At 58.8% G+C, this 21,580-nt stretch carries 19 protein-coding genes; 9 read left to right on the top strand and 10 right to left on the bottom strand.

Features of this window, described 5'->3' with window-relative positions:
* Positions 1 to 3 precede the first annotated feature (3 nt).
* The 7 genes from KGD89_RS20550 to KGD89_RS20520 form a co-directional block, all read right to left on the bottom strand.
* Positions 4 to 1,347, bottom strand: coding sequence for a DUF58 domain-containing protein (locus tag KGD89_RS20550; RefSeq protein WP_025261644.1), 1,344 nt, complete (start codon positions 1,345 to 1,347; stop codon positions 4 to 6).
* Positions 1,344 to 2,399 (bottom strand): AAA family ATPase, encoded by a 1,056-nt coding sequence (locus KGD89_RS20545; RefSeq protein WP_025261643.1) that lies wholly within the window; start codon positions 2,397 to 2,399, stop codon positions 1,344 to 1,346. Before KGD89_RS20545 ends, KGD89_RS20550 begins: the two co-directional genes overlap by 4 nt.
* A gap of 226 nt (positions 2,400 to 2,625) precedes the next feature.
* Positions 2,626 to 3,813 (bottom strand): NO-inducible flavohemoprotein, encoded by a 1,188-nt coding sequence (gene hmpA / locus KGD89_RS20540; protein ID WP_025261642.1) that lies wholly within the window; start codon positions 3,811 to 3,813, stop codon positions 2,626 to 2,628.
* A 166-nt stretch (positions 3,814 to 3,979) separates the two neighbouring features.
* Positions 3,980 to 5,209 (bottom strand): DUF4350 domain-containing protein, encoded by a 1,230-nt coding sequence (locus KGD89_RS20535; protein ID WP_025261641.1) that lies wholly within the window; start codon positions 5,207 to 5,209, stop codon positions 3,980 to 3,982.
* Entirely contained in the window at positions 5,206 to 6,795 is a 1,590-nt protein-coding gene (locus KGD89_RS20530) for a DUF4129 domain-containing protein (RefSeq protein ID WP_025261640.1), read from the bottom strand. Before KGD89_RS20530 ends, KGD89_RS20535 begins: the two co-directional genes overlap by 4 nt.
* Positions 6,782 to 7,762: a stage II sporulation protein M gene (locus KGD89_RS20525; protein ID WP_025262630.1), complete on the bottom strand. Its 981-nt coding sequence runs from the start codon at positions 7,760 to 7,762 to the stop codon at positions 6,782 to 6,784. Before KGD89_RS20525 ends, KGD89_RS20530 begins: the two co-directional genes overlap by 14 nt.
* Positions 7,759 to 8,484 carry an RDD family protein gene (locus tag KGD89_RS20520; RefSeq protein WP_025261639.1) on the bottom strand — a complete coding sequence of 242 codons (726 nt, stop codon included), beginning with the start codon at positions 8,482 to 8,484 and terminating at the stop codon, positions 7,759 to 7,761. The genes KGD89_RS20525 and KGD89_RS20520 overlap by 4 nt, the downstream gene beginning before the upstream one ends.
* 128 nt (positions 8,485 to 8,612) lie before the next feature.
* On the opposite strand from KGD89_RS20520, the gene sbcB reads away from it, so the two are divergent.
* Positions 8,613 to 10,049 (top strand): exodeoxyribonuclease I, encoded by a 1,437-nt coding sequence (gene sbcB / locus KGD89_RS20515; protein ID WP_025261638.1) that lies wholly within the window; start codon positions 8,613 to 8,615, stop codon positions 10,047 to 10,049.
* A 78-nt stretch (positions 10,050 to 10,127) separates the two neighbouring features.
* Here the strand turns inward: sbcB and mvaT are convergent, their stop codons facing one another.
* Positions 10,128 to 10,505 carry a histone-like nucleoid-structuring protein MvaT gene (gene mvaT / locus KGD89_RS20510; RefSeq protein WP_025261637.1) on the bottom strand — a complete coding sequence of 126 codons (378 nt, stop codon included), beginning with the start codon at positions 10,503 to 10,505 and terminating at the stop codon, positions 10,128 to 10,130.
* 349 nt (positions 10,506 to 10,854) lie between these two features.
* On the opposite strand from mvaT, the gene purU reads away from it, so the two are divergent.
* The 3 genes from purU to KGD89_RS20495 all read left to right on the top strand — a co-directional run bounded on the left by purU (position 10,855) and on the right by KGD89_RS20495 (position 13,586).
* Positions 10,855 to 11,706, top strand: a complete 852-nt coding sequence (purU, locus tag KGD89_RS20505) for a formyltetrahydrofolate deformylase (protein WP_025261636.1) — start codon at positions 10,855 to 10,857, stop codon at positions 11,704 to 11,706.
* Positions 11,707 to 11,819: 113 nt separating this feature from the next.
* Positions 11,820 to 11,996 (top strand): hypothetical protein, encoded by a 177-nt coding sequence (locus KGD89_RS20500; RefSeq protein ID WP_117148172.1) that lies wholly within the window; start codon positions 11,820 to 11,822, stop codon positions 11,994 to 11,996.
* A 111-nt stretch (positions 11,997 to 12,107) separates the two neighbouring features.
* A complete protein-coding gene (locus tag KGD89_RS20495; RefSeq protein ID WP_025261635.1) occupies positions 12,108 to 13,586 on the top strand; it encodes a helicase HerA-like domain-containing protein in 1,479 nt (492 codons plus the stop codon).
* A gap of 42 nt (positions 13,587 to 13,628) precedes the next feature.
* Here KGD89_RS20495 and KGD89_RS20490 read toward each other — a convergent pair whose 3' ends face one another.
* Both KGD89_RS20490 and KGD89_RS20485 read right to left on the bottom strand, forming a co-directional pair.
* Positions 13,629 to 15,101: an inorganic phosphate transporter gene (locus tag KGD89_RS20490; protein ID WP_025261634.1), complete on the bottom strand. Its 1,473-nt coding sequence runs from the start codon at positions 15,099 to 15,101 to the stop codon at positions 13,629 to 13,631.
* Positions 15,102 to 15,311: 210 nt separating this feature from the next.
* Entirely contained in the window at positions 15,312 to 15,509 is a 198-nt protein-coding gene (locus tag KGD89_RS20485; protein ID WP_025261633.1) for a hypothetical protein, read from the bottom strand.
* Between the two features lie 796 nt (positions 15,510 to 16,305).
* Between KGD89_RS20485 and pcaR the strand changes: the two genes are divergently transcribed.
* The 5 genes from pcaR to KGD89_RS20460 all read left to right on the top strand — a co-directional run bounded on the left by pcaR (position 16,306) and on the right by KGD89_RS20460 (position 21,577).
* Positions 16,306 to 17,148, top strand: coding sequence for a pca regulon transcriptional regulator PcaR (gene pcaR, locus KGD89_RS20480; RefSeq protein WP_025261632.1), 843 nt, complete (start codon positions 16,306 to 16,308; stop codon positions 17,146 to 17,148).
* A gap of 151 nt (positions 17,149 to 17,299) precedes the next feature.
* Positions 17,300 to 18,157: a CoA transferase subunit A gene (locus KGD89_RS20475; RefSeq protein WP_025261631.1), complete on the top strand. Its 858-nt coding sequence runs from the start codon at positions 17,300 to 17,302 to the stop codon at positions 18,155 to 18,157.
* Positions 18,157 to 18,936 carry a CoA-transferase subunit beta gene (locus KGD89_RS20470; RefSeq protein ID WP_025261630.1) on the top strand — a complete coding sequence of 260 codons (780 nt, stop codon included), beginning with the start codon at positions 18,157 to 18,159 and terminating at the stop codon, positions 18,934 to 18,936. The genes KGD89_RS20475 and KGD89_RS20470 overlap by 1 nt, the downstream gene beginning before the upstream one ends.
* Positions 18,933 to 20,144 (top strand): 3-oxoadipyl-CoA thiolase, encoded by a 1,212-nt coding sequence (pcaF, locus tag KGD89_RS20465; RefSeq protein WP_176767535.1) that lies wholly within the window; start codon positions 18,933 to 18,935, stop codon positions 20,142 to 20,144. The genes KGD89_RS20470 and pcaF overlap by 4 nt, the downstream gene beginning before the upstream one ends.
* 128 nt (positions 20,145 to 20,272) lie before the next feature.
* Positions 20,273 to 21,577: an MFS family transporter gene (locus KGD89_RS20460; RefSeq protein WP_025261628.1), complete on the top strand. Its 1,305-nt coding sequence runs from the start codon at positions 20,273 to 20,275 to the stop codon at positions 21,575 to 21,577.
* The last annotated feature ends 3 nt before the right edge of the window (positions 21,578 to 21,580 follow it).

Here is a 21,580-nt window from a genome sequence, read left to right as displayed (position 1 = left end):
AATTTACAGTGTTCCGGCTTTCTTCCAGCTCAAGTAGCGAGTGACCAGTTGTGCGCCCAGTTCCGCTGGGCGTACATCCATGACCGGTATGCCTTGGGCTGCCAGACGTTCATGAAGACCGGCCCTTGCATTGCTGAAGTCGATTGTCCCGCAATAAGCCAGTGCCTGGTCGTAGGTCTGTACCGACGATTGACGCAGGCTATCCAGTACCTCCTCCCGCAGACTGGCCACTAATACCCGATGATGACGGCTGAGCTGCTTCACGGCTGCCGGTAATTCCTCATCGTCTTCATCGCGCAGATTGGTCACCAGAATCACCAGAGCCCGGCGTTTCTGCCGTGCCAGCACCTGGCGCACTGCCGCGCTGTAGTCGGCTGCATGTTGAGTGCTTTGCAGGTCATAAACCGTGTTGAGCAGCAGGTTCAAATGGCTCTGCCCTTTGACGGGCGCCAGATAGCGATGCTGATCGCCGGCAAAGGTCGTCAGCCCCACGGCGTCACCCTGGCGCAAGGCGACGTAGCTGAGTAACAGACAGGCGTTGAGGCTGTGATCGAAATGCGAGAGGTCGCCATCCTGGCTGCGCATACGTCGGCCGCAGTCGAGCATGAGGATGATCTGCTGGTCGCGCTCGTCCTGATATTCCCGGGCAATCGGCGTGCGTTGCCGGGCAGTGGCTTTCCAGTCGATCTGCCGCAGGCTGTCGCCTTCGCGAAACTCACGCAATTGATTGAATTCCAGCCCCAGTCCACGGCGCTGACGTTGATGCACGCCGATCTGGCTGAGCCAGTTATCCACAGCCAGCAACTGCCCGCCATACAGCCTGGCGAAATCCGGGTATACGCGGGTGCTGCCAGACACTGGCAGGTAGCGGCGTGCCGACCACAGGCCCAATCGGCTGGGCAGGCTGACTTCACAGTGTTCAAAGACGAATTGCCCGCGCTTCACAGGACGAAGGCGATAACCCGCCTGGACTTTTTCGCCGCTGGCCAGGGTGACCGACAGCGGCATGTTTTCAAATTCCAGGCCGTCGGGAATGTGATCGAACACCTGCAGGGCCAGGGTGTTCACAGATGAATGCTCGATATCCAGCCGCACTTCGCTCCAGCGCCCCAGTGCCAGGCTGCCCGGCAACTGGCGCTGCACGCTGGGTGAGGGCAGACGCGCAAGGCGCACGAGGTCGAACAGGCTCGTGCCGATCAGGCCCAGTAATGCGGCCCGGAAAAGGGTGGTGATCTGTTGAGGCAGATCGACACCCAGCGCCTTGAGGCTGCCATGCAGCAAGGCAACCCCCGCCAATCCGCCAAACCAGCACAGCAATCGTGTCGATGGCCTGAATGCCTGTTTCATAGGCGTGGTGCCGGAACCTGATCGAGCAATTGTTTGAGCACCTGATCCACCGAAAGCCCTTCGATGTCCAGCTCGGCCGAAAGCCTTACCCGATGGCGCAACACCGCCAGTGCGCAGCCCTTGATATCGTCCGGTATGACGAATTCGCCACCGCGCAACAGCGCACGTGCCCGGCCACCACGAACCAGGGCGATGGAAGCGCGTGGCCCGGCACCGAGGCTCAGGCCTGGCCAGGTCCGGGTGCTGCGCGCCAGACGCACGGCGTAATCCAGCACCTGTTCGTCCATGGGCAACTCGCTGGCGATACGTTGCAGCGCCTGAACCTCACGAGCCTGCAGGATGACCCGTAACGGTTGCACTTCGAGGATGTCGGCCCGAGGCGAGCGAGTCACTTGCCGCACCATGGCCAGCTCTTCCTGAGTGTCCGGGTAATCCATGCGCAGCTTGAGCATGAAGCGATCCAGTTCGGCTTCCGGCAGAGGATAAGTGCCTTCCTGCTCGATGGGGTTTTGCGTGGCCAGCACCATGAAAGGCTGGGCAATCGGCAGCGCACGGCCTTCAAGGGTGACTTGCCGCTCCTGCATGGCTTCAAGCAGCGCGGCCTGGGTCTTGGCCGGAGCACGGTTGATCTCGTCGGCCAGCAGCAGATTGGTGAACAGCGGTCCCTTGCGCAGCTTGAACTGCTCGGTCTGCATGTCATACACCGCATGGCCGGTGACATCGCTGGGCATCAGGTCGGGTGTGAACTGAATACGCGCGAACTCACCACCGAAGCAGCGGGCCAGGGCGCGGACCAGCAAGGTTTTGCCCAGCCCCGGAACACCTTCAAGCAACACATGCCCGCCACCAATCAAAGCGGTCAACACATCGTCGATCACCGCATTCTGGCCGATCACGGCCTTTTGCAGCTCGTTGCGCAGCGCCTGTGCCAGATGGCTGGCACGCTGGCGTTGCTGCGCCTGATTGCTGGGCGCAGGTTCGGCGCTGACCGAGGCTTCGGTGGGCGGGAGGCTGTCGAGGTTGTGGGGCTGGTCGGTCGGTTGATCGCTCATGGGTTCCGCAGTCTTACTGACTGTTACATGTGTTTTATCGTCCATAAATCAGCTGCTTACCTTATCTGACCTTTCAGTTTTCTATGGTTGGAGAGGGTAAGTGACGACTGACCTTCGCAACTGCAATCCCATGATAGCTCCCGATGTTGAGTGTTCGTCAGAGGTTTTGTTGCGTTTCGGTTAATGGCGCACGGCAGAAGTATTCCGTGCGCCGTCTTGCGGGTGCCTAGACCAATGCTTCAGCAGGGCCGAAGAATTCGTAGTGCATCTGGTCTTGTGGCACTCCCAGCTCCTGAAGAGACCGTTTCATGAAGGCCATGAAAGGTTTTGGCCCCAGGAAATACACATCCAGATCCCTGTCGGCGGGCAGCCATTCCTGTAAGTGTTCGATCGAAGGCATGCCCACGGCGCTCGGGCGTTTTTCTATCCCGGTGTCCAGTTCGTTGTGGACCACATTGGCCTTGAAAAGCGGGAAGCGTTCCTGCCAGCCCTCCAGCACCTTCTGGAACGCCTGCGCTCTGGCATTACGCGCGTAGTGGAGAAACACGACCTGCCGGTTACCGGCGTTCAGCGCCGTTTCAGCCATGGCGAGGGTCGGAGTGATCCCGACGCCGCCGCTGATCAGTACCAGGGGTCTGGTGCCTTCAGCCAGAGTGAAATTACCCGCAGGCGGAAACAGCTCCAGTACTGCACCGACAGTAACCTGATCATGCAGGTAGTTGGACGCAACGCCGCCGGGTTCGCGTTTGACGCTGATGCGCAGACCGGAACCGGTGGCAGGTGCCGAGAGCGAGTAGTTCCTGCGAACTTCCGTCCCGTTCACGTTCAGGCGAACCCCGATGTATTGGCCTGCCTTGTGCGCCACAACAGGCTTGCCGTCGACCGGTTCAAGGTAGAACGATGTGATCTCGCAGCTTTCAGGAATCCTGGCGGACACCTTGAACGGTCGGCCCCCTCGCCAGCCGCCAGGAGCCGAAGCGATGCTTTTGTACATTCCCTCTTCGGCGTCGATCAGGATATCAGCCAGTTGCTGATAGGCAGCCGCCCATGCGGCAATCACCTCATCAGTGGCGATTTCTTCACCCAGCACTTCCCGGATGGCACGTAACAGACAGGCACCGACGATCGGGTAGTGTTCAGGAAGGATCTGCAGAGCCACATGTTTGTTCACGATCTGGCCTGCAAGCGGCCCCAGGTTTTCCAGGCGATCAATATTTTTGGCATACATCAGGACGCCGTTCGCCAGAGCCCGGGGCTGCGTTCCGTTTGCCTGATGGGCTTGATTGAACAGAGGGCGGACTTCCGGGTGCCCGGCCAGCATGATGGTGTAGAAGTGTGTGGTCAGTGCTTCGCCACCCGTTTCCAGGAGAGGAACGGTCGCCTTGATGATGTCGCGCTGCGATTGGGTGAGCATGTGGACTCCAGTCATTCGGTTGGTGTTACTGACATAGCAACAGCTATGCCAGCAGAAAAACCGTGTAAAACTGGCCTTAAAGGCGGGGTTGGAGTCTTTATGACTTTGTCAAAAAGACTCTTTTTTGGCGTGGGAGGTCAATTCGACTCGTTCGCTGCCGGGGTGCTCACAAGGCATTCCTGAGACTCTGGAGGTGTGCAACCTGCCGGGTGAATTCGGCACTGGACATCCGCTGGCTGGGCCTTGGCCGCAGGGCGTCGCTGATGGCGCTGGTGGGTTGGCGGGTCAGGCGCGCCAGGACTTGCCATTGGTCGGTCACGCCCAGTCGTTCAAAGCCGGGATGACGTTGGCGGGCGCGGCGCAGGATGTCTGTTTGCAGGCTTTTGATCAGGGCCTGATGGCCGCTGCGTCGGCGTACAAAGTCGGCACTGGCACGCAGGTGTTCGGCCAGTTGACGCCGACCTCGTGCCGCGGGCGCTTGCAACGGGCCTTCGCGCAGGCCTGCATGCCAGAGCGTCAGGCCGAGCAGCAGCGCAAGTGTCACCAGCGCCAGCGGGAAGTTGCGCAGCAACAGGCTCGCCAGATTGTCATGGCCGGTTTCCAGGACCATGGTCACCGCGCTGTCCTGAGTGAGGTACCACAGCAGCCAGGCGTTGTCGTATCGGGTGATGGCGCGGTTTTTCCACAGATCTGAATCCGTGACCACGGTGATCAGCCCCTTGCCGTAGACCATTTGCATCATGTGCGTGGCATCGGCGCTGTTGGCCCAGGACTGGGCATGATCCTGCGGGTCTTCCAGGTGGAAGGCCTGGTTGAAGCTCATGTAGGCCGGTTCTTTTTCGTTTTCCAGATACAGGCGCGTCAGTTCCGGCCAGCGCATGGACGGTTTGCTGGTTCGGGGCGCGATCAGTGGAATAGACGGTTTGGGGAGCGCATCGTTTTCCAGTCGTTCCTCTTCGCGATCCTGCAGCTTGATGTCCCGTGTGAAGTACTGGCGGATCTCGACCCGGTCCAGCAGCAGGTCGCCGCTGCGGTTCTTTTTCTCATCCCATATCTGTTCGGCGACAAATAGCAGGTGACCGCCGGATCTAGCCCAGTCCAGCAGCCGTTCGACCTGGGCAGGCGTCATGTTTTCGCGACTGTCGAGCAGCAAGAGCGTCTGTGGCTGCTGGCTGACATCGGGCAACTCAAGCAGGTTGCGGGTGGTGTTGACCAGAGGTGAGCGCTGGCGCAGGAAGTGCTCGGCCGCCAGATACGGATTGGCCGCGACCTCCGGCGAAGGCCCCTGATCGATGACTTCCTCATAGGGCTCAAGATGCTTGTAGGCATAGACACCGCCCAGCATCAGCGCCACGAGCACCAGCAGGCCGATCAGTATCTGCTTGCGCCGGTTCATCGTTTTGCCCCGGCATCGAACAGTCGGCGCCAGCCGTCGCAGAGTTCCTGTTGCAGATGTGCAGGTGGCAGGCGATGGCCGTAGGCGAGGTTTTGCCAATGGGTGGTCAGGCTGCGGCTGAACTCGCTCAACAGTGGCTGGTTGAGTTTTGCGACCTGCTCCAGCACCTGGCCTTCGGTGTCGGCATTCTTGAGGGGCAGGTGATAGTCGCTCAGCAAGCGGTTGAGCAGGCCGCGATACAGCAGGCTCAAGGCTTCTCGTGGTTGGCTGGCCCAGAGTCGCTGCGCGTGGGCGGCGATGTCGTCAGGCAGGCTTTGGGCCGTGATGGACAGGCCGAACAGTTGCTCGGGTTTGTCGCGCAGGGTTTTGCGTTTGCTGCTGCCACGGCTGACGAAGGTCTTGAACCACAGGCGATAACGCCAGATCAGCCAGCCGGTCAGGGCGATGGCGGTTGCCCAGAGCACGGTTTCCAATACGTTGGCGATGACGCCGGCCGATCTCAGCAAGCCGTTCAGCCATTTGAGCAGGGTGGTCTCGTTGCCTGCTTTTGCCTGGGCAGCCGGATCTTTGTGCTCCGGGAAACGCCAGCCGGTGACGGTCTTGGGGTTCTTGAACGGCGGCTGTTGCAACAGGGCCCGGATGTCTTTTCTGGCTTCTTCGCTGGTCAGGTCCTGAAGCGTCAGGCGTGGCGTATCGGGGGCGGCGGAGGGTTGGGCGTTGCTGTCTTGTTCCGGCTCCGGGAGCGGGCAACTGTAGCTCTGGGGTTCGTCTGCCCAGCTCGATGTTGGCAAGGCTGACAGGGCCAGGCCGGCAGCGATCAGCACCACATAGGCGCTGCCGGTCAGGCGTTGGCGCAGGCGCCTGAAGACCAGTTCGATATCCCAGGCTTCCAGTGTGGTGCGGCGATTGAGGTACAGGGTGAATCCGCAGGAAACGTAGATCGGCCCCCAGAACACCAGCATCAAGGCATACAGCGCATTGCTCAGGTGTTCCAGCCAGTTCCAGCTGCCGTTGGCATTGAGCATGCTGTACCAGCGCCAGTCGAGTTCGATCTGTTGGGGAATGAAGGCATAGAACAGCAGGATCAGGCCGAACCACAGCGCAAACTCCAGGTGGCTGCCGAGGATGGTCAGGCATCGGGCGGCGCGCATGTCTTTCTGGCTGAGCAGGGCGATGCGCTGGCTTCGTTCGATACCTGACAGGTTTTCCAGTTGTTGCACCGGCAACAGGAAACTGCGGCTCGGGCTCAGGCGCCGTGAAACCAGGCTGGGAAGCAACTCGTTCCTGAGGGTGGCAGGCCAGCCCTTGAGCGCCTGTTTGAGTGTGGGCGCCGGGCCGAACAATGCCTTTGAAAGAATCAGCAGCGGCAGGCGTTCATAAACCGGTTTGAGCCACCAGAACACAAAGAACACCAGCGAAGGGTAATCCCACAGCAACAGGGTCAGCAGCGCGAAGAATGGCAGGGTGACGATGGCCCAACTGCTCATCAGCAGGCCTCGGTGCTCGCGAGCCAGCAACACGCCCAGGTCCATGGCTTCCCAGGGATTGCGCGGGCGTATGGTGACGCTGGCGTCAGTCAGGCGCATGGGCTGTCCGTCCTGCCAGAGTCAGATAGGCAATCACCAGGGTCCAGAGCGCAGCGCCCACCAGGTATTTGATCAGCGGCGTGGGCCAGGTCATGGATGACCAGTAGGCTTCTATAAAGGCTGCAATCAACAGGAACAGAATGACACCGCCGATCAGTTGCACACTGACTCTGGCGGCCTGACGCAAGGCTTCGGCGCGCGTCAGGCGACCCGGCGCCAGTAAGGCCCAACCCAGTTTCAGCCCTGCCGCGCCCGCCAGGGCAATCGCCGTCAGTTCAAAGGCTCCGTGACCGACCACGAATGACCAGAATGTCTGACCAAAGCCGATCTGTGTCAGGTGCCCGGCGACAGCACCGATCATCAGGCCGTTGAACAGTAGGAAGAACAGGCTGCCCAGGCCGAACAGCAACCCGCTGGCGTAGGTCTGAAACGCGATGCCGATGTTGTTCATGATGTAGTAGCCGAACATCATCCAGTCCGAGCTGGACTCTCGCTCCAGTGCCTGCCCGATACGCCGGGCGGCGGGGTCGTACATGCTTTCCATGTCGCTGACCTGCGCCGGGCTGACGATGCTGTAGATCAGGTCCGGAAAGAAATACACCAGCACGCCCATGCCGATCAGGCTGGCGAAGAACAGCAGGCTGGCGACCAGCACGAAATGCCATTGCTCGCGCACCAGACGCGGGAACCCGGCGAGGATGAAACTCAGGAACTGCGCGGCGAGGCTGCTGCGATGGCGATAGAGTTGTTGATGGCCACGCATTGCCAATTGCTGCAACGGGTCGATCAGGTGGCTGCTGTAGCCACGCTCCCTGGCCAGCGCCAGATGGTGGCAGATTCGCCGGTAATCGCTGGCAAAGTTCTCGCCGGTTTCGGGATCGTGTTTGCCACGCTCGAGTGCATCCAGTCGCTGGCCGAAGAGCAGCCAGTGTGGCTGGTGTCGTGCTTCAAACTGGCTCTGCTTCATGTCGGCCCCAGCAGGCCGCGGGCCAGGCCATTGATGTGGTCAACCGCTTGGTCGGGAGCGACGTGCAAGGGCTCGGCGAGAATACTGGCCAGTTCAGCGGTGCGGGCGGCGGAGAGTTCGCCCTGGCGTTCTGCCAGACCCAGCACGGCACGCTGTTCGTCCAGCGTCAGGGTAAAGGGCGCGATGACCGGATCGGCCTGCGGCAGGACCGGTCGCTGGACCGGTACATCGCGATAGATCACGCAGGTTCCCGCTGCCAGATCGCCCAGGCGCTTGAACTGGGGATGACTCAGGCAACTGATGGCTCCGACGCTGTAGCCAAAGGGCAGCATGTCGACCACGCGCAGCAGGTTGCGGATCAGCGACGATCCCCAGCCGATGGGCGTGCCGTCGTCATGAACCACCCGCAGCCCCATGATGTGCTTGCCCGGCGTGCAGCCCTGGTTCAGGACTTCGAACAGCACCATGTACCACCAGGTCACCAGAAAGATGGCGATGGAGCTCAGGCCTGTGCCGAGCTTGTCGAACAGCTGAAAAAACAGGAGGAGTGCGCCGATAACCAGCACGCGGATGCTCAGGTCGATCCCGAAGGCCAATGCGCGGGGCATAAGGCCGGCCGGACGCATGACCAGATCGATGCCTTCCGGGGTCTCGATCCCGATGCGGGTATCCAGTGGCGCGGGCGGCGCTGCATTCCTTGGCGAGGCTGGAGGCGATGACATTGTCGGGGGCGGGGCACCTGAAAGCGATTTGTGATGCTATCGAGCACGGCAGTGGTGCGCAACAAGGCATTCGCCACAGGCATGCCCGAAGACCTACACTTTGTTGGTCTTTTGTTCAGGATCAGCCCGTGACTTCCAGCATTTTCTGGTACGACTATGAAACCACCGGTATCAATCCACGCAATGATCGTCCATTGCAAATGGCCGGCATTCGTACCGACTTCGACCTCAATGAAATCGCCGCGCCGGTAAACCTGTACTGCCAGCCCGCCGACGACATCCTGCCACACCCTGCCGCGTGCATGATTACCGGGATCACGCCCGGGCGTCTGGCTGAGAAAGGGCTCTGCGAAGCAGACTTCATGACGCGGGTACACGCTGAGTTGTCAGCGCCCGGGACTTGCGGTTCTGGCTATAACACGTTGCGCTTCGATGACGAAATGACCCGTTACAGCCTCTACCGAAACTTTTTCGACCCCTATGCCCGGGAATGGCAGGGCGGTAACAGCCGCTGGGACCTGATCGATGTGGTGCGGGCGGCCTATGCGCTGCGCCCCGACGGGATTGTATGGCCGCAGGAAGAGGGAAGGGTGACGCTCAAGCTGGAGCGTCTGACTGCGGCCAACGGTATCGACCACGGTCATGCCCACGATGCATTGTCGGATGTACGGGCAACGATTGCCCTGGCGCGTCTTGTGCGTGATAAACAACCGCGGCTTTATGATTATCTCTTCGCGCTGCGCAGTAAACAGAAGGTTCAGGAACAGATTCGTCTGATGCAACCGCTGGTACATATCTCAGGACGATTCTCGGCGGCTCGTAATTATCTGGGCGTCATATTACCCCTGGCCTGGCATCCTCATAATCGCAATGCACTGATTGTGTGCGACCTGCATCTGGATCATTCGCCATTGCTGGATCAAGATGCCGAAGTTTTGAAACGGCGTTTATATACACGTCGTGAGGAGCTGGCGGAAGGTGAATTGCCGGTACCGCTCAAGTTGCTGCATATAAACCGCTGTCCGGTGATTGCGCCGCTGTCTGTCTTGCGCAGTGAAGATCAACAGCGCTTGCAGCTGGATATGGCGGCCTGTCAGGCACGAGTGGCACAGCTGAACGAGAGCCGTGAACTTTGGCAGAACAAATTGCCTGCCGTGTATGGCAAGGATGACTTCACGGCCTCTGAAGATCCCGAGCAGCAATTGTATGATGGCTTTATTGGTGATCGTGACCGTCGTCTTTGTGAGCAAGTGCGCTGTGCCGAGCCAGAACAACTGGCCCGTGAGGCGTGGCCTTTTGACGATGGGCGTATGCCCGAGTTGCTGTTTCGTTATCGCGCCCGCAACTTTCCGGAAACCTTGAATAGCGAAGAGCAACACCGCTGGCGCAGTTTTTGTCAGACAAGGCTGCGCAGCCCTGAGGCAGGGGCTCCCAACACATTACAAGGTTTTACAAAGGCGCTGGTGGAGTTGTCCCTTAATGCCACCACAGAGCAGCTAGACGTGTTGAGCCAGTGGCAGGATTATGTACAACATTTAAGTGAGCGATTGGGCGTAAAGGGATAAGACTGAAGGAAATCGGACTAATAAAAAACGCCAGCAAGCTGGCGTTTTTAAAGGGTGCAGTTGTGCAGCCCATGAAGCTTAGCCCAGCAGAGTGGCCCAGCTTTCAACCTCGTCACCGCCCCACTTGGCTTTCCACTCTTTCAGAGTTTTATGGTTGCCACCTTTGGTTTCGATGACTTCGCCGTTGTGCGGGTTTTTGTATTGCTTGACTTTACGAGCACGCTTGGTGCCGGTAGTTTTCACTGCACCGCCACGAGGCGCTTTAACTTTCGATTCTGGATCCAGAAGTGCAATGATGTCACGCAGCGATTTCTGGTATTCGCCCATCAGCGTGCGCAGTTTACCTTCAAATTCCAGCTCGGTTTGCAGTTTGTCGTCTTGCGACAGATTTTTCAAACGGGCTTGCAGTTCTTTGATTGCTTCTTCTGTGGCGCGGTATTCGTTGATCAGGGACATGAGGGGGACCTTATGTTGTGATGGGTTTCAGGGAGACAGTCACGCAATAATAGTCAGAGGAATTGAGCAAGTAAACATTAAATAAAAGTTTTATTGAATTATTTAGAATACAGCACCCCTTCTACAGATTCATGGAACTAGCGATGAGGTCAGGGATCACCAAAGATGTCCCTATTAAACCCCCCTCTAAATAGAGGGCTTGTTTGAGGCTTGAACGCTGAAAACGGGATGATGGCAGGGTGCAATCCCGGGACACCGTTTTTCTTCTGGCCAAGGGCAAAGGGAATACTGCAGTTTTGCCGCGCAGTCGCTAGAATAGCGCCTTTGCGAAGTTCTGGAGTTTCCCTAAATGCGCACTTTTCGTCTGGTGATTGCTTGCCCGGACCGTGTTGGCATCGTTGCCAAAGTCAGTAACTTTTTGGCATCCCATAATGGCTGGATTACCGAAGCGAGCCACCATTCGGACAATCTCAGTGGCTGGTTCTTCATGCGCCACGAGATCCGTGCCGATACATTGCCTTTTGACCTCGATGGTTTCCGCGAGGCATTTACGCCTATTGCCGAAGAGTTCTCGATGGACTGGCGCATCACCGACTCCGCGCAAAAAAAGCGCGTGGTGCTGATGGCCAGCCGCGAATCCCATTGCCTGGCCGACCTGCTGCACCGCTGGCACAGCGATGAGCTCGACTGCGACATCGCCTGCGTGATCTCCAATCACCAGGACCTGCGCAGCATGGTCGAGTGGCACGACATCCCTTATTACCATGTGCCTGTGGACCCCAAGGACAAGGAGCCGGCATTTGCCGAAGTCTCGCGTCTGGTGGGGCATCACAAGGCTGACGTCGTTGTGCTGGCGCGTTACATGCAGATCCTGCCGCCGCAACTGTGCAGCGAATATGCTCACCAAGTGATCAACATTCACCACAGCTTCCTGCCATCGTTCGTCGGTGCCAAGCCTTACCATCAGGCTTCGCTGCGAGGCGTGAAGTTGATTGGTGCCACTTGTCACTACGTCACTGAAGAGCTGGACGCCGGTCCTATCATCGAGCAGGACGTGGTGCGCGTCAGTCATCGCGACAGCATCGAAAACATGGTGCGTTTCGGTCGTGACGTGGAAAAAATGGTCCTGGCCCGTGGTCTGCGCGCTCACCTGGAAGACCGGGTGTTGGTGCACGACAACAAGACCGTGGTTTTTGATTGATCATTTGCGCCCTTCGCGAATAAATTCGTTCCTACGCCTCTGAAGGAGCGAATTCATTCGCGAGACGTCATTGAAGGCGATAGATGTTCTTTGAATGTACGGGTGCCTTGCGAATGACCGATCCCCTCGATAAAGCCACCTCCACCGCACCTCCCACCCTGGGCGAAGGCTGTCTGAGCCGTTACGACCCCGATGAGCTGACACCCGAAAACGGTGCCGACTTCTCCGAAGCCGCCAGATTGTGGCGTCAGCTTCAGCAGCAATCTCCCGAGCCCGACAGCGACGCTTGAGTATTCAGCCGTTCGGCGCAAACTGATCAATACTAAGCATTCCACAAGAGCTGCTGGCTGCCGATCAGCGGCTTCCCACAGCCGTGCATGTCGTATTGAGCAGGTGATGAAATGCCCGATTCTCAGGAAATTGCATTGGGGGCCGACCTTGGTGGCCAACCTGTCTTTCAGGCGTTACGCCTGACCAATCGCCATGGTCTGGTGGCCGGTGCAACCGGGACAGGCAAGACCGTCACGCTGCAGCGTCTGGCTGAAGCCTTCAGCGATGCGGGCGTTGCGGTTTTCGCCGCCGACATCAAGGGCGATCTCTGTGGTCTCGGCGCTGCGGGCAATCCCCAAGGCAAGATTGCTGAACGGATTGCCGGCATGCCCTGGCTCAATCATCGTCCTCAGGCTTATCCGGTCACGCTATGGGATATCGACGGCAAGTCCGGCCATCCCTTGCGCACAACCTTGAGTGAAATGGGGCCGTTGCTGCTGGGTAACCTGCTTGAATTGAGCGACAGCCAGCAATCGGCACTGTATGCAGCCTTCAAGGTGGCTGACCGCGAAGGTCTTCTGCTGCTGGATATCAAGGACCTCAAGGCGCTGCTCAACCATTTGCGCGATAACCCGCAATTGCTGGGCGAAGATGGCGCGTTGATGACCACGGGGTCCGGCCAGGCCTTGCAGCGGCGTCTCGCTGTCCTTGAGCAGCAGGGCGCAGAAGCCTTGTTTGGCGAACCGGCCTTGCAACTGGAAGATATTCTGCGGCCCGCCAGCGATGGGCGAGGGCGCATTCATCTGCTGGATGCCAGCCGTCTGGTGCACGAAGCTCCCAAGGTCTACGCCACTTTCCTGCTGTGGTTGCTGGCAGAACTCTTTGAGCAATTGCCCGAGCGAGGGGATGCGGACAAGCCGCTGCTGGCCCTGTTCTTCGATGAGGCGCACCTGTTGTTTGCTGATACGCCCAAGGCTTTGCAGGAACGGCTTGAGCAGGTTGTGCGCTTGATTCGCTCCAAGGGCGTCGGTGTGTATTTCGTCACTCAATCGCCCGGAGATTTGCCGGACGACATTCTGGCGCAGTTGGGGTTGCGCATTCAGCACGGGCTGCGAGCGTTCACGGCCAAGGAGCAGAAGTCGCTGCGGGCGGTGGCCGATGGTTTCAGGCCCAATCCCGCGTTCAATGCGTTGAGTGTGCTGACTGAACTGGGGATCGGCGAAGCGCTGGTGGGTACCCTGGAGGACAAGGGCACGCCGGCCATGGTTCAGCGTGTGCTGATTGCTCCTCCTCAGTCACGCATCGGGCCACTGAGCGATGCCGAGCGCGCAGGCCTGATCAGCCAGTCACCGCTTGCGGGGCGCTATGACAAGCCCATCGACCGGGAATCAGCCTATGAAATACTTGTGACCCGCAAGGCAAGCGAGGCGAATCAGGCCGATGTGCCTGCGCAGGAGTCGGAAAGTTTTGGTGACAAGGCCAGTGAATTCCTGGGCAGCGTTGCAGGGCAAGCCGTGAAAAATGCCATGCGTCAGGCGGCGACTCAGTTGGGTCGTGAGCTGGTGCGGGGTTTGATGGGGTCGTTGCTGGGCGGCAAGAAGCGCAGGTGAGGCGACAAAGGCGGTGCGGGCGCACCGCCTTTGTCAGGTGTATCAGGCCAGCGCCTTGGACGCGAGCCAGAACAGGCAAGCCGACAGTGCGACAGTGGCTGGAAGGGTCAGGACCCAGGCCAGCAGAATCGTACGTACGGTGCCGCCTTGCAGGCCGCTGCGGTTGGCGACCATGGTTCCGGCAACACCCGACGACAGAATGTGGGTGGTCGAAACAGGCAGGCTGAAGATGTTGGCCATACCGATGGCGCAGGCCGTGGTGATCTGCGCAGACATGCCTTGAGCGTAAGTCATGCCCTGCTTGCCGATCTTCTCGCCAATGGTCAGTACCACACGTTTCCAGCCGACCATGGTGCCGATACCCAGCGCCAGTGCAACGGCCAGGATTACCCAGAACGGTGCGTATTCGGTCGTACCGGTCAGGTCCTTGCGCAGTTTTTCCAGGTCGGATTTTTCACGGGCGCCCAGGTGCGGCAGCTTGCCGACCTTGCGTGCAGTGTCATCCAGGCACAGCAGGTAACGGCGCACTTCGATGCGTTGTTCCGCAGACAGCGAGTGGTAATCGGCAACGCCCTTCAGGGTGTCGAGCAGTGCGTCGATCGTCGGCTCGGTCTGCTCCGGATTACAGGCGGAGCTGGACGGCAGATCACCCTTGAAGGATTTGCCCATGGCCAGGTATTCGCCCAGCGTGCTGCTGTTGCGCTGATAGAACTGGCTCAGGTGCAGGGTTGCATCACGGGTACGTTCGATCTGGTAGGTCGTGCTGTTGAGGTCCAGAACGAACTGGCTTGGCACGATACCGATCAGCACCAGCATGATCAGGCCGATGCCTTTCTGGCCATCGTTGGAGCCGTGTACAAAGCTCACGGCCATGGCCGAGATGACCAGCACCAGACGGTTCCAGAAGGGCGGGTGCTTCTTGTCGTCGATCTTGCGGCGCTGTTCAGGCGTCTTGTGCATCTTGGACAGTGGGCGCCACCATTTCAGAGCGATGAGCACCAGGCCTGCAATCAGGAAGCCGGCCAGTGGCGAGAACACCAGCGATGCGCCGATATCCATTGCTTTCTGCCAGTTGACGCCATCGCTCAACGGGATGTCGTTGATCAGAGCGTTGGCCAGGCCCACACCCAGGATCGAGCCGATCAGCGTGTGGGAACTCGATGCCGGAATACCGAAGTACCACGTACCCAGGTTCCAGGCGATCGCCGCGGCCAGCAGCGAGAACACCATCGCCAGCCCGTGTCCGGTATTGACGTTGATCAGCATTTCCACCGGAAGCAGGTGGACGATGGCATAGGCCACGCCGACACCGCCCAGCAGGACGCCGAGGAAGTTGAAGACACCCGAGAAGAACACGGCCAGATGAGGCGGCATTGCCTTGGTGTAAATGACTGTCGCCACCGCGTTGGCGGTGTCATGAAAGCCGTTGATGAACTCGAACGTTAGGACGAATGCCAGGGCGAGCAACAGGCTCACTAACACCCAAGCATCTAGCCCGCTGAATAAATCGATCATGTAGGTTTTCTGACCCGGTCTGAAGGGGGCGCGATTATGACAGAAAAAATACGGATCGACTTGCCAGCCGCTGATTGGTATCGCTTAAAGTCAAAAAAAAGGCATGACGGGAGTGCCCGGTTGATCGCTCAAATGGGACGGTGACGCCTTTGCTGCCAGCATTCTCAAGGCCTGCACGAACGGTTGAAGCCGTTCAGACCCTGGGGTTTGTCATGTTTCTTCTTTCAGGCCTTTTTCCATTTTCTGCAGCTCTTCTTTGAAAGCCTGATCCAGCAGACTGGCTCTTTTACGCCAGGGCTTGCGTTCCGGTTCGGGCTGCGCGGCGTAGGTGGTGACTTCCCCGCCGTAGACATCCTTGTAACGTTGCTCCTGGCGCTCAAGTTCCGCGCGCAGTTCATCTTTAGTCACTGAGTTACCTGATCTAAGTCAATTGAGTCTGGTGATAACGCTGAGCACGCAAAAGTGTTCGCTCGTGTGAGCTGACCGGCGAAATACATTCGTGGCTGTCTGGCCACGCAGGGCTTCCGGCTTTTTTCACAAGGCCTTTGACACGTTGCTGCTCGCGGCTACGGGCACCAGAAAAAACAGCTGTCGTAGCGACATTCGTTTTTTGGGTTAAGCACTAGGGCTGACATTGACTGGTCCTTGCGCCGAAAAACTAACTGCATGTTGCGCAGGAGGGCAAGGTATCGCCAATCAAGTGATCGATACTATCTCCAAGAAGTACAGTCTCGTCAACTATAGGCGTTGTCCGGTTGCCGGGAGATTTCATGAATAATGTTTTTTTTGTGAGACTCTTCCGAAGTTTTGGTGAGTAATGAATATGACAGAACTTTCATCATCGAAAGTCCGGCATCCATAGACAGAATACTGACGACAAAATTCAAATGAAATTCGGCAGGGCGATTAATCGGCAATCATCGGAGGGTGCGTCAGAATGTCGCAGTTGTGATTGCCCTAATGAAAACGGCCTTGCTTCGTGGGCAAGGCCGCTGCCATGGACTTCTTAGTGGGTACCTGACCAGGATTTTCCAAGAAGCCACTTCATGGCAGAGGTAAAGGTATAAGTATATTTGCGATGGGTCAATTGCGATTATCGGCCATTGGTTCGATAATCGCACAGGCCGGGTTTCTCAAAACGTCCTGAAAAAGGGCTGAAGCCAGCGGTTTACAAGGCCTGAGAGCTGTTACAGAGGTGTTGGCAATGAATGATGAACTGCGTAATTCTTTTGCATCGCTGGCACCGCCCATCGTGGCTTCGCCTGCAAAGCGTATCCAGGCGCTGACAGGCGACCCCGATTTCATGACCTCGCTGGCGCGTGGCCTGGCCGTGATTCATGCCTTCCAGGAGCGCAAGCGACATCTGACCATTGCCCAGATCAGCCACCGCACGGAAATTCCCCGGGCGGCCGTTCGTCGTTGCCTGCATACCCTGATCAAACTGGGTTACGCGACGACGGACGGTCGAACCTATTCGTTATTACCCAAGGTTCTTACCCTGGGGCACGCTTATCTGTCTTCGACGCCGCTGGCGGTTTCTTCGCAGCCTTATCTGGACCGCATGAGCGATATGTTGCACGAGGCCTGCAACATGGCGACCCTCGAAGGCGACGACATTCTTTATATCGCCCGCTCGGCGACTACTCAGCGGCTTATCTCCGTCGACCTTTCGGTCGGTGGTCGGCTGCCGGCCTATTGCACATCCATGGGGCGTATCCTGCTGGCGGCGCTGGACGATGTGTCGCTGCGTGAATATCTGGATCATGTGGATTTGCAGCCCAAGACCAGCCGCACCATCCGTACCACCGAAGCGCTGCTGGAATGCTTGCAACTGGTTCGTCAGCAAGGCTGGTGCATCGTCGACCAGGAACTGGAGCAGGGGCTGCGCTCGATTGCCGTGCCTGTCTATGACGCATCGGGTCAGGTATTGGCCGCGCTGAATGTCAGTACCAGTGCCGGGCGCGTGGCCCGCAGTGAACTGGAGCAGCGATTCCTGCCGATCATGCTCGATGCGAGTCGGGATCTGAGCACACAGTTGTTTACCTGATGAGCGGAACAGCCACTTTTTAATGCGTTCGATTATCGAACGCTTAGTCGATTATCGGATTGTTTGCGCTCGTGCTCAGGCATAACCTCATTTTCATTGCGGCGCTCTTCGCGCCGGTCATTGAACGTGATGTTGGGTTCGGGAGCACCTCATGGCTGAAATTCTTTCTCTACGCGATGCAGTGAAGCAACTGGTCAACGATGGCGATACCGTCGCACTTGAAGGCTTCACGCATTTGATCCCCACGGCAGCAGGCCATGAAATCATTCGTCAGGGCAAAAAGGACCTGACGCTGGTGCGCATGACGCCGGATCTGATCTACGACCAATTGATCGGTGCCGGTTGTGCGAAACGGCTGGTTTTTTCGTGGGGCGGCAATCCGGGTGTGGGCTCTCTGCATCGCTTGCGGGACGCCGTCGAAAAGCAGTGGCCCCATTCCATTGAAATCGAAGAGCACAGCCATGCCGACCTGGCCAACGCCTATGTAGCCGGTGCCTCGGGTTTGCCGTTCGCGGTGCTGCGCGCGTATGCCGGCTCCGACCTGCCCAAGGTCAACCCGCTGATCAAGACCGTAACCTGCCCGTTTACCGGTGAAGTGCTGGCTGCCGTGCCCTCGGTGCGCCCGGATGTCACGGTTATTCATGCCCAGAAAGCCGACCGCAAGGGCAATGTGCTGCTGTGGGGGATTCTCGGGGCACAAAAAGAAGCGGCACTGGCTGCCAAACGCTGCATCGTGACGGTTGAGGAAGTCGTCGACGATCTCAAGGCACCGATGAACGCCTGCGTCTTGCCGACCTGGGCCTTGAGCGCGGTCTGTCTGGTGCCCGGCGGCGCGCATCCGTCCTACGCCCATGGCTACTACGAGCGGGACAATCCTTTCTACCAGGCCTGGGACCCGATTGCCCGGGACCGCGAAACCTTCAGCGCGTGGATTGCTGAATACATTCATGGAACAGCGGATTTCAGTGAGTTCCAGAGCAAGTTGGCCAGCGCTGCGGAGGCAAAATAATGACTTACACCACCAGTGAAATGATGACCATCGCCGCCGCTCGTCGCTTGCGCAATGGTGCGGTCTGCTTCGTCGGCATCGGCCTGCCTTCCAAGGCGGCGAACCTGGCGCGCCTGACCTCTTCGCCGGATGTGGTTCTGATCTACGAATCGGGTCCGATTGGTGCCAAACCCACGGTACTGCCGCTGTCCATTGGTGACGGTGAGCTGGCTGAAACTGCCGACACCGTGGTCGCGACCAGCGAAATATTCCGCTACTGGCTGCAAGGCGGACGTGTGGATGTAGGCTTTCTGGGCGCAGCCCAGGTCGACCGTTTCGGCAATATCAACACCACGGTGGTGGGCGATTACCACAACCCGAAAGTCCGTTTGCCGGGTGCCGGTGGCGCACCGGAAATTGCCGGTTCTGCCAAGTCGGTGCTGATCATCCTCAAGCAGTCGGCCCGTTCGTTCGTCAACAAACTCGACTTCGTGACTTCGGTCGGGCATGGCGAAGGCGGCGACTCGCGCAAGCGTCTCGGCCTGCCCGGCGCCGGGCCTGTGGGGATCATCACGGACTTGTGCATCATGGAGCCGGAAGCCGGCACCAACGAATTCGTGGTGACTACGCTGCATCCGGGTGTTACTCGCGAGCAGGTCATCGCGGCCACCGGCTGGGAAATCCGCTTTGCCGAGCAGGTCGTTTATTCCGAAGAGCCCACTGATGTGGAACTCAACGCCCTGCGTGAGCTGGAAGCACGGACTGCGGCGGCTCATGGCCAGGTTGCAGGAGAAGCATGATGCGTGACGTCTTTATCTGCGATGCAATCCGTACCCCCATCGGGCGTTTTGGCGGCGGCCTGTCTTCGGTACGAGCCGACGACCTGGCGGCGGTGCCGATCAAGGCCCTGATGGAGCGCAATCCGTCGGTCAACTGGGACGAAGTGGACGAAGTATTCCTCGGCTGCGCCAACCAGGCCGGAGAGGACAACCGCAACGTTGCTCGCATGGCTGCTCTGCTGGCCGGCCTGCCGCCGAGCATTCCCGGCGTAACCCTCAATCGCCTGTGTGCTTCGGGCATGGACGCTATCGGCACTGCTTTCCGGGCCATTGCTGCGGGCGAAATGGAGCTGGCGATTGCCGGTGGTGTCGAGTCGATGTCCCGTGCGCCGTTTGTCATGGGCAAGGCCGATGCCGCTTTCTCGCGCAGCATGAAGCTGGAAGACACCACCATCGGCTGGCGATTCGTCAACCCGGCCATGAAGGCGGCGTACGGCGTCGACTCCATGCCTGAAACCGCCGACAACGTGGCGGATGACTTCAGGATTTCTCGAGCCGATCAGGACGCTTTCGCCCTGCGCAGCCAGCAGCGCACTGCTGCTGCCCAGGCTGCGGGCTTTTTCGAGGAAGAGATCGTGCCGGTGCGGGTCGCTCACAAGAAGGGTGAAACCGTTGTCGACAAGGATGAGCACCCACGTGCCGATACCAGCCTGGAAACCCTGGGCAGGCTCAAGCCGGTCAATGGCCCTGAAAAGACTGTTACTGCTGGCAATGCGTCGGGGGTCAATGACGGCGCGGCAGCTTTGATCCTGGCTTCGGCAGAAGCGGTCAAGAAGCATGGCCTGACCCCTCGGGCACGGATTCTGGGAATGGCCAGCGCCGGTGTTGCACCGCGAGTGATGGGCATTGGCCCGGTCCCGGCAGTGCGCAAACTGGTCGAGCGGCTGGGGTTGGCGGTGTCCGATTTCGATGTCATCGAACTCAACGAAGCCTTCGCCAGCCAGGGGCTTGCTGTATTGCGTGAGCTGGGGCTCGCCGACGATGCGCCTCAGGTCAACCCGAATGGCGGCGCGATTGCCTTGGGGCACCCACTGGGCATGAGCGGCGCACGGCTGGTGTTGACGGCCTTGCACCACCTGGAAAAGACTGGCGGCCGCAAAGGTCTGGCGACCATGTGCGTGGGCGTCGGGCAGGGATTGGCATTGGCAATCGAAGTACAACCCGCGTAGGAGCGAATTCATTCGCGAGAAGCCGGTGCACTCAACAGAAGTGTGTGGTTTGCAATGCCGGAGCGGTTGTACTTGTCGGGCTTGAGTGTTACAGATTGTTTCTAGATCGCCTGACCAGGATGGGAACAATGACAACGACAAATACAACTCACACCCCTTACACCGGCGAAGAGCGCAGCAAGCGCATCTTCGCCATCGTGGGCGCCTCTTCCGGCAATCTCGTCGAGTGGTTCGACTTCTATATCTACGCCTTCTGCGCCATTTATTTCGCTCCGGCGTTTTTTCCTTCCGATGATCCGACAGTCCAGTTGCTCAATACCGCCGGGGTGTTCGCGGCCGGGTTCTTGATGCGTCCGATTGGCGGTTGGCTGTTCGGACGTGTGGCCGACAAGCATGGCCGCAAGAACTCCATGCTGATTTCGGTGACCATGATGTGTGCCGGTTCGCTGATCATTGCCTGCTTGCCGACCTATGCGTCGATTGGCGCCTGGGCTCCGGCTCTGTTGCTGATGGCGCGTCTGCTGCAAGGGTTGTCGGTGGGCGGTGAGTACGGCACCACGGCCACTTACATGAGCGAAGTCGCTTTGCGTGGCAAGCGTGGTTTCTATGCATCCTTCCAGTACGTGACCCTGATTGGCGGGCAGTTACTGGCGGTGCTGACGGTGGTGATTCTGCAGCAATTTCTCACCACTGAAGAGCTGCGCGATTACGGCTGGCGTATCCCGTTCGTGATCGGTGCCTGTGCCGCAGTGATTGCCTTGCTGCTGCGCCGCACCCTCGATGAAACCACCACGGCCGAAAGTCGCCAGGACAAGGACGCCGGCAGCATTGCGGCGTTGTTCAAGCATCACAAGGCGGCATTCATTACGGTACTGGGATACACCGCCGGTGGCTCGCTGATTTTCTACACCTTCACCACTTACATGCAGAAGTATCTGGTCAACACGGGCGGCATGGAGCCCAAGACCGCCAGTTACATCATGACCGGTGCGTTGTTTCTGTACATGTGCATGCAGCCGTTCTTCGGCATGCTGGCTGACAAGATCGGGCGGCGTAACTCGATGCTGTGGTTCGGCGCGCTGGGCGCCTTGTGCACCGTGCCGATCCTGATGACCCTCAAGAGCAACACCAGTCCGTTCTTTGCTTTTGTGCTGATTACCCTGGCGCTGGCGGTTGTCAGTTTCTACACCTCCATCAGTGGCTTGGTAAAAGCCGAGATGTTCCCGCCACAGGTGCGGGCGCTGGGTGTCGGTCTGGCTTATGCGGTCGCCAACGCTGTGTTTGGCGGTTCGGCTGAGTACGTTGCCCTGAGCCTGAAGAGCAACGGCATGGAAAACACCTTCTATTGGTACGTGACCGCCATGATGGTGGTGGCTTTCCTGTTCAGCCTGCGCTTGCCGAAGCAGCCTGCGTATCTGCATCACGATCACTGATCG

Origin of the sequence: Pseudomonas cichorii (genome assembly GCF_018343775.1) — a bacterium.
GTDB classification, from domain to species: Bacteria; Pseudomonadota; Gammaproteobacteria; order Pseudomonadales; family Pseudomonadaceae; genus Aquipseudomonas; species Aquipseudomonas cichorii.
The sequence above is the reverse complement of the archived record's forward strand: the minus strand, read 5'-3'. Positions and strand labels throughout refer to the sequence as shown.

Bases quoted from the DNA above. Each gene is read 5' to 3' on its own strand.
- KGD89_RS20550 (WP_025261644.1), bottom strand. From the start codon at position 1,347: ATGAAACAGGCATTCAGGCCATCGACACGATTGCTGTGCTGGTTTGGC.
- KGD89_RS20545 (WP_025261643.1), bottom strand. From the start codon at position 2,399: ATGAGCGATCAACCGACCGACCAGCCCCACAACCTCGACAGCCTCCCG.
- hmpA (WP_025261642.1), bottom strand. From the start codon at position 3,813: ATGCTCACCCAATCGCAGCGCGACATCATCAAGGCGACCGTTCCTCTC.
- KGD89_RS20535 (WP_025261641.1), bottom strand. From the start codon at position 5,209: ATGAACCGGCGCAAGCAGATACTGATCGGCCTGCTGGTGCTCGTGGCG.
- KGD89_RS20530 (WP_025261640.1), bottom strand. From the start codon at position 6,795: ATGCGCCTGACTGACGCCAGCGTCACCATACGCCCGCGCAATCCCTGG.
- KGD89_RS20525 (WP_025262630.1), bottom strand. From the start codon at position 7,762: ATGAAGCAGAGCCAGTTTGAAGCACGACACCAGCCACACTGGCTGCTC.
- KGD89_RS20520 (WP_025261639.1), bottom strand. From the start codon at position 8,484: ATGTCATCGCCTCCAGCCTCGCCAAGGAATGCAGCGCCGCCCGCGCCA.
- mvaT (WP_025261637.1), bottom strand. From the start codon at position 10,505: ATGTCCCTGATCAACGAATACCGCGCCACAGAAGAAGCAATCAAAGAA.
- purU (WP_025261636.1), top strand. From the start codon at position 10,855: ATGCGCACTTTTCGTCTGGTGATTGCTTGCCCGGACCGTGTTGGCATC.
- KGD89_RS20500 (WP_117148172.1), top strand. From the start codon at position 11,820: ATGACCGATCCCCTCGATAAAGCCACCTCCACCGCACCTCCCACCCTG.
- KGD89_RS20495 (WP_025261635.1), top strand. From the start codon at position 12,108: ATGCCCGATTCTCAGGAAATTGCATTGGGGGCCGACCTTGGTGGCCAA.
- KGD89_RS20490 (WP_025261634.1), bottom strand. From the start codon at position 15,101: ATGATCGATTTATTCAGCGGGCTAGATGCTTGGGTGTTAGTGAGCCTG.
- pcaR (WP_025261632.1), top strand. From the start codon at position 16,306: ATGAATGATGAACTGCGTAATTCTTTTGCATCGCTGGCACCGCCCATC.
- KGD89_RS20475 (WP_025261631.1), top strand. From the start codon at position 17,300: ATGGCTGAAATTCTTTCTCTACGCGATGCAGTGAAGCAACTGGTCAAC.
- KGD89_RS20470 (WP_025261630.1), top strand. From the start codon at position 18,157: ATGACTTACACCACCAGTGAAATGATGACCATCGCCGCCGCTCGTCGC.
- pcaF (WP_176767535.1), top strand. From the start codon at position 18,933: ATGATGCGTGACGTCTTTATCTGCGATGCAATCCGTACCCCCATCGGG.
- KGD89_RS20460 (WP_025261628.1), top strand. From the start codon at position 20,273: ATGACAACGACAAATACAACTCACACCCCTTACACCGGCGAAGAGCGC.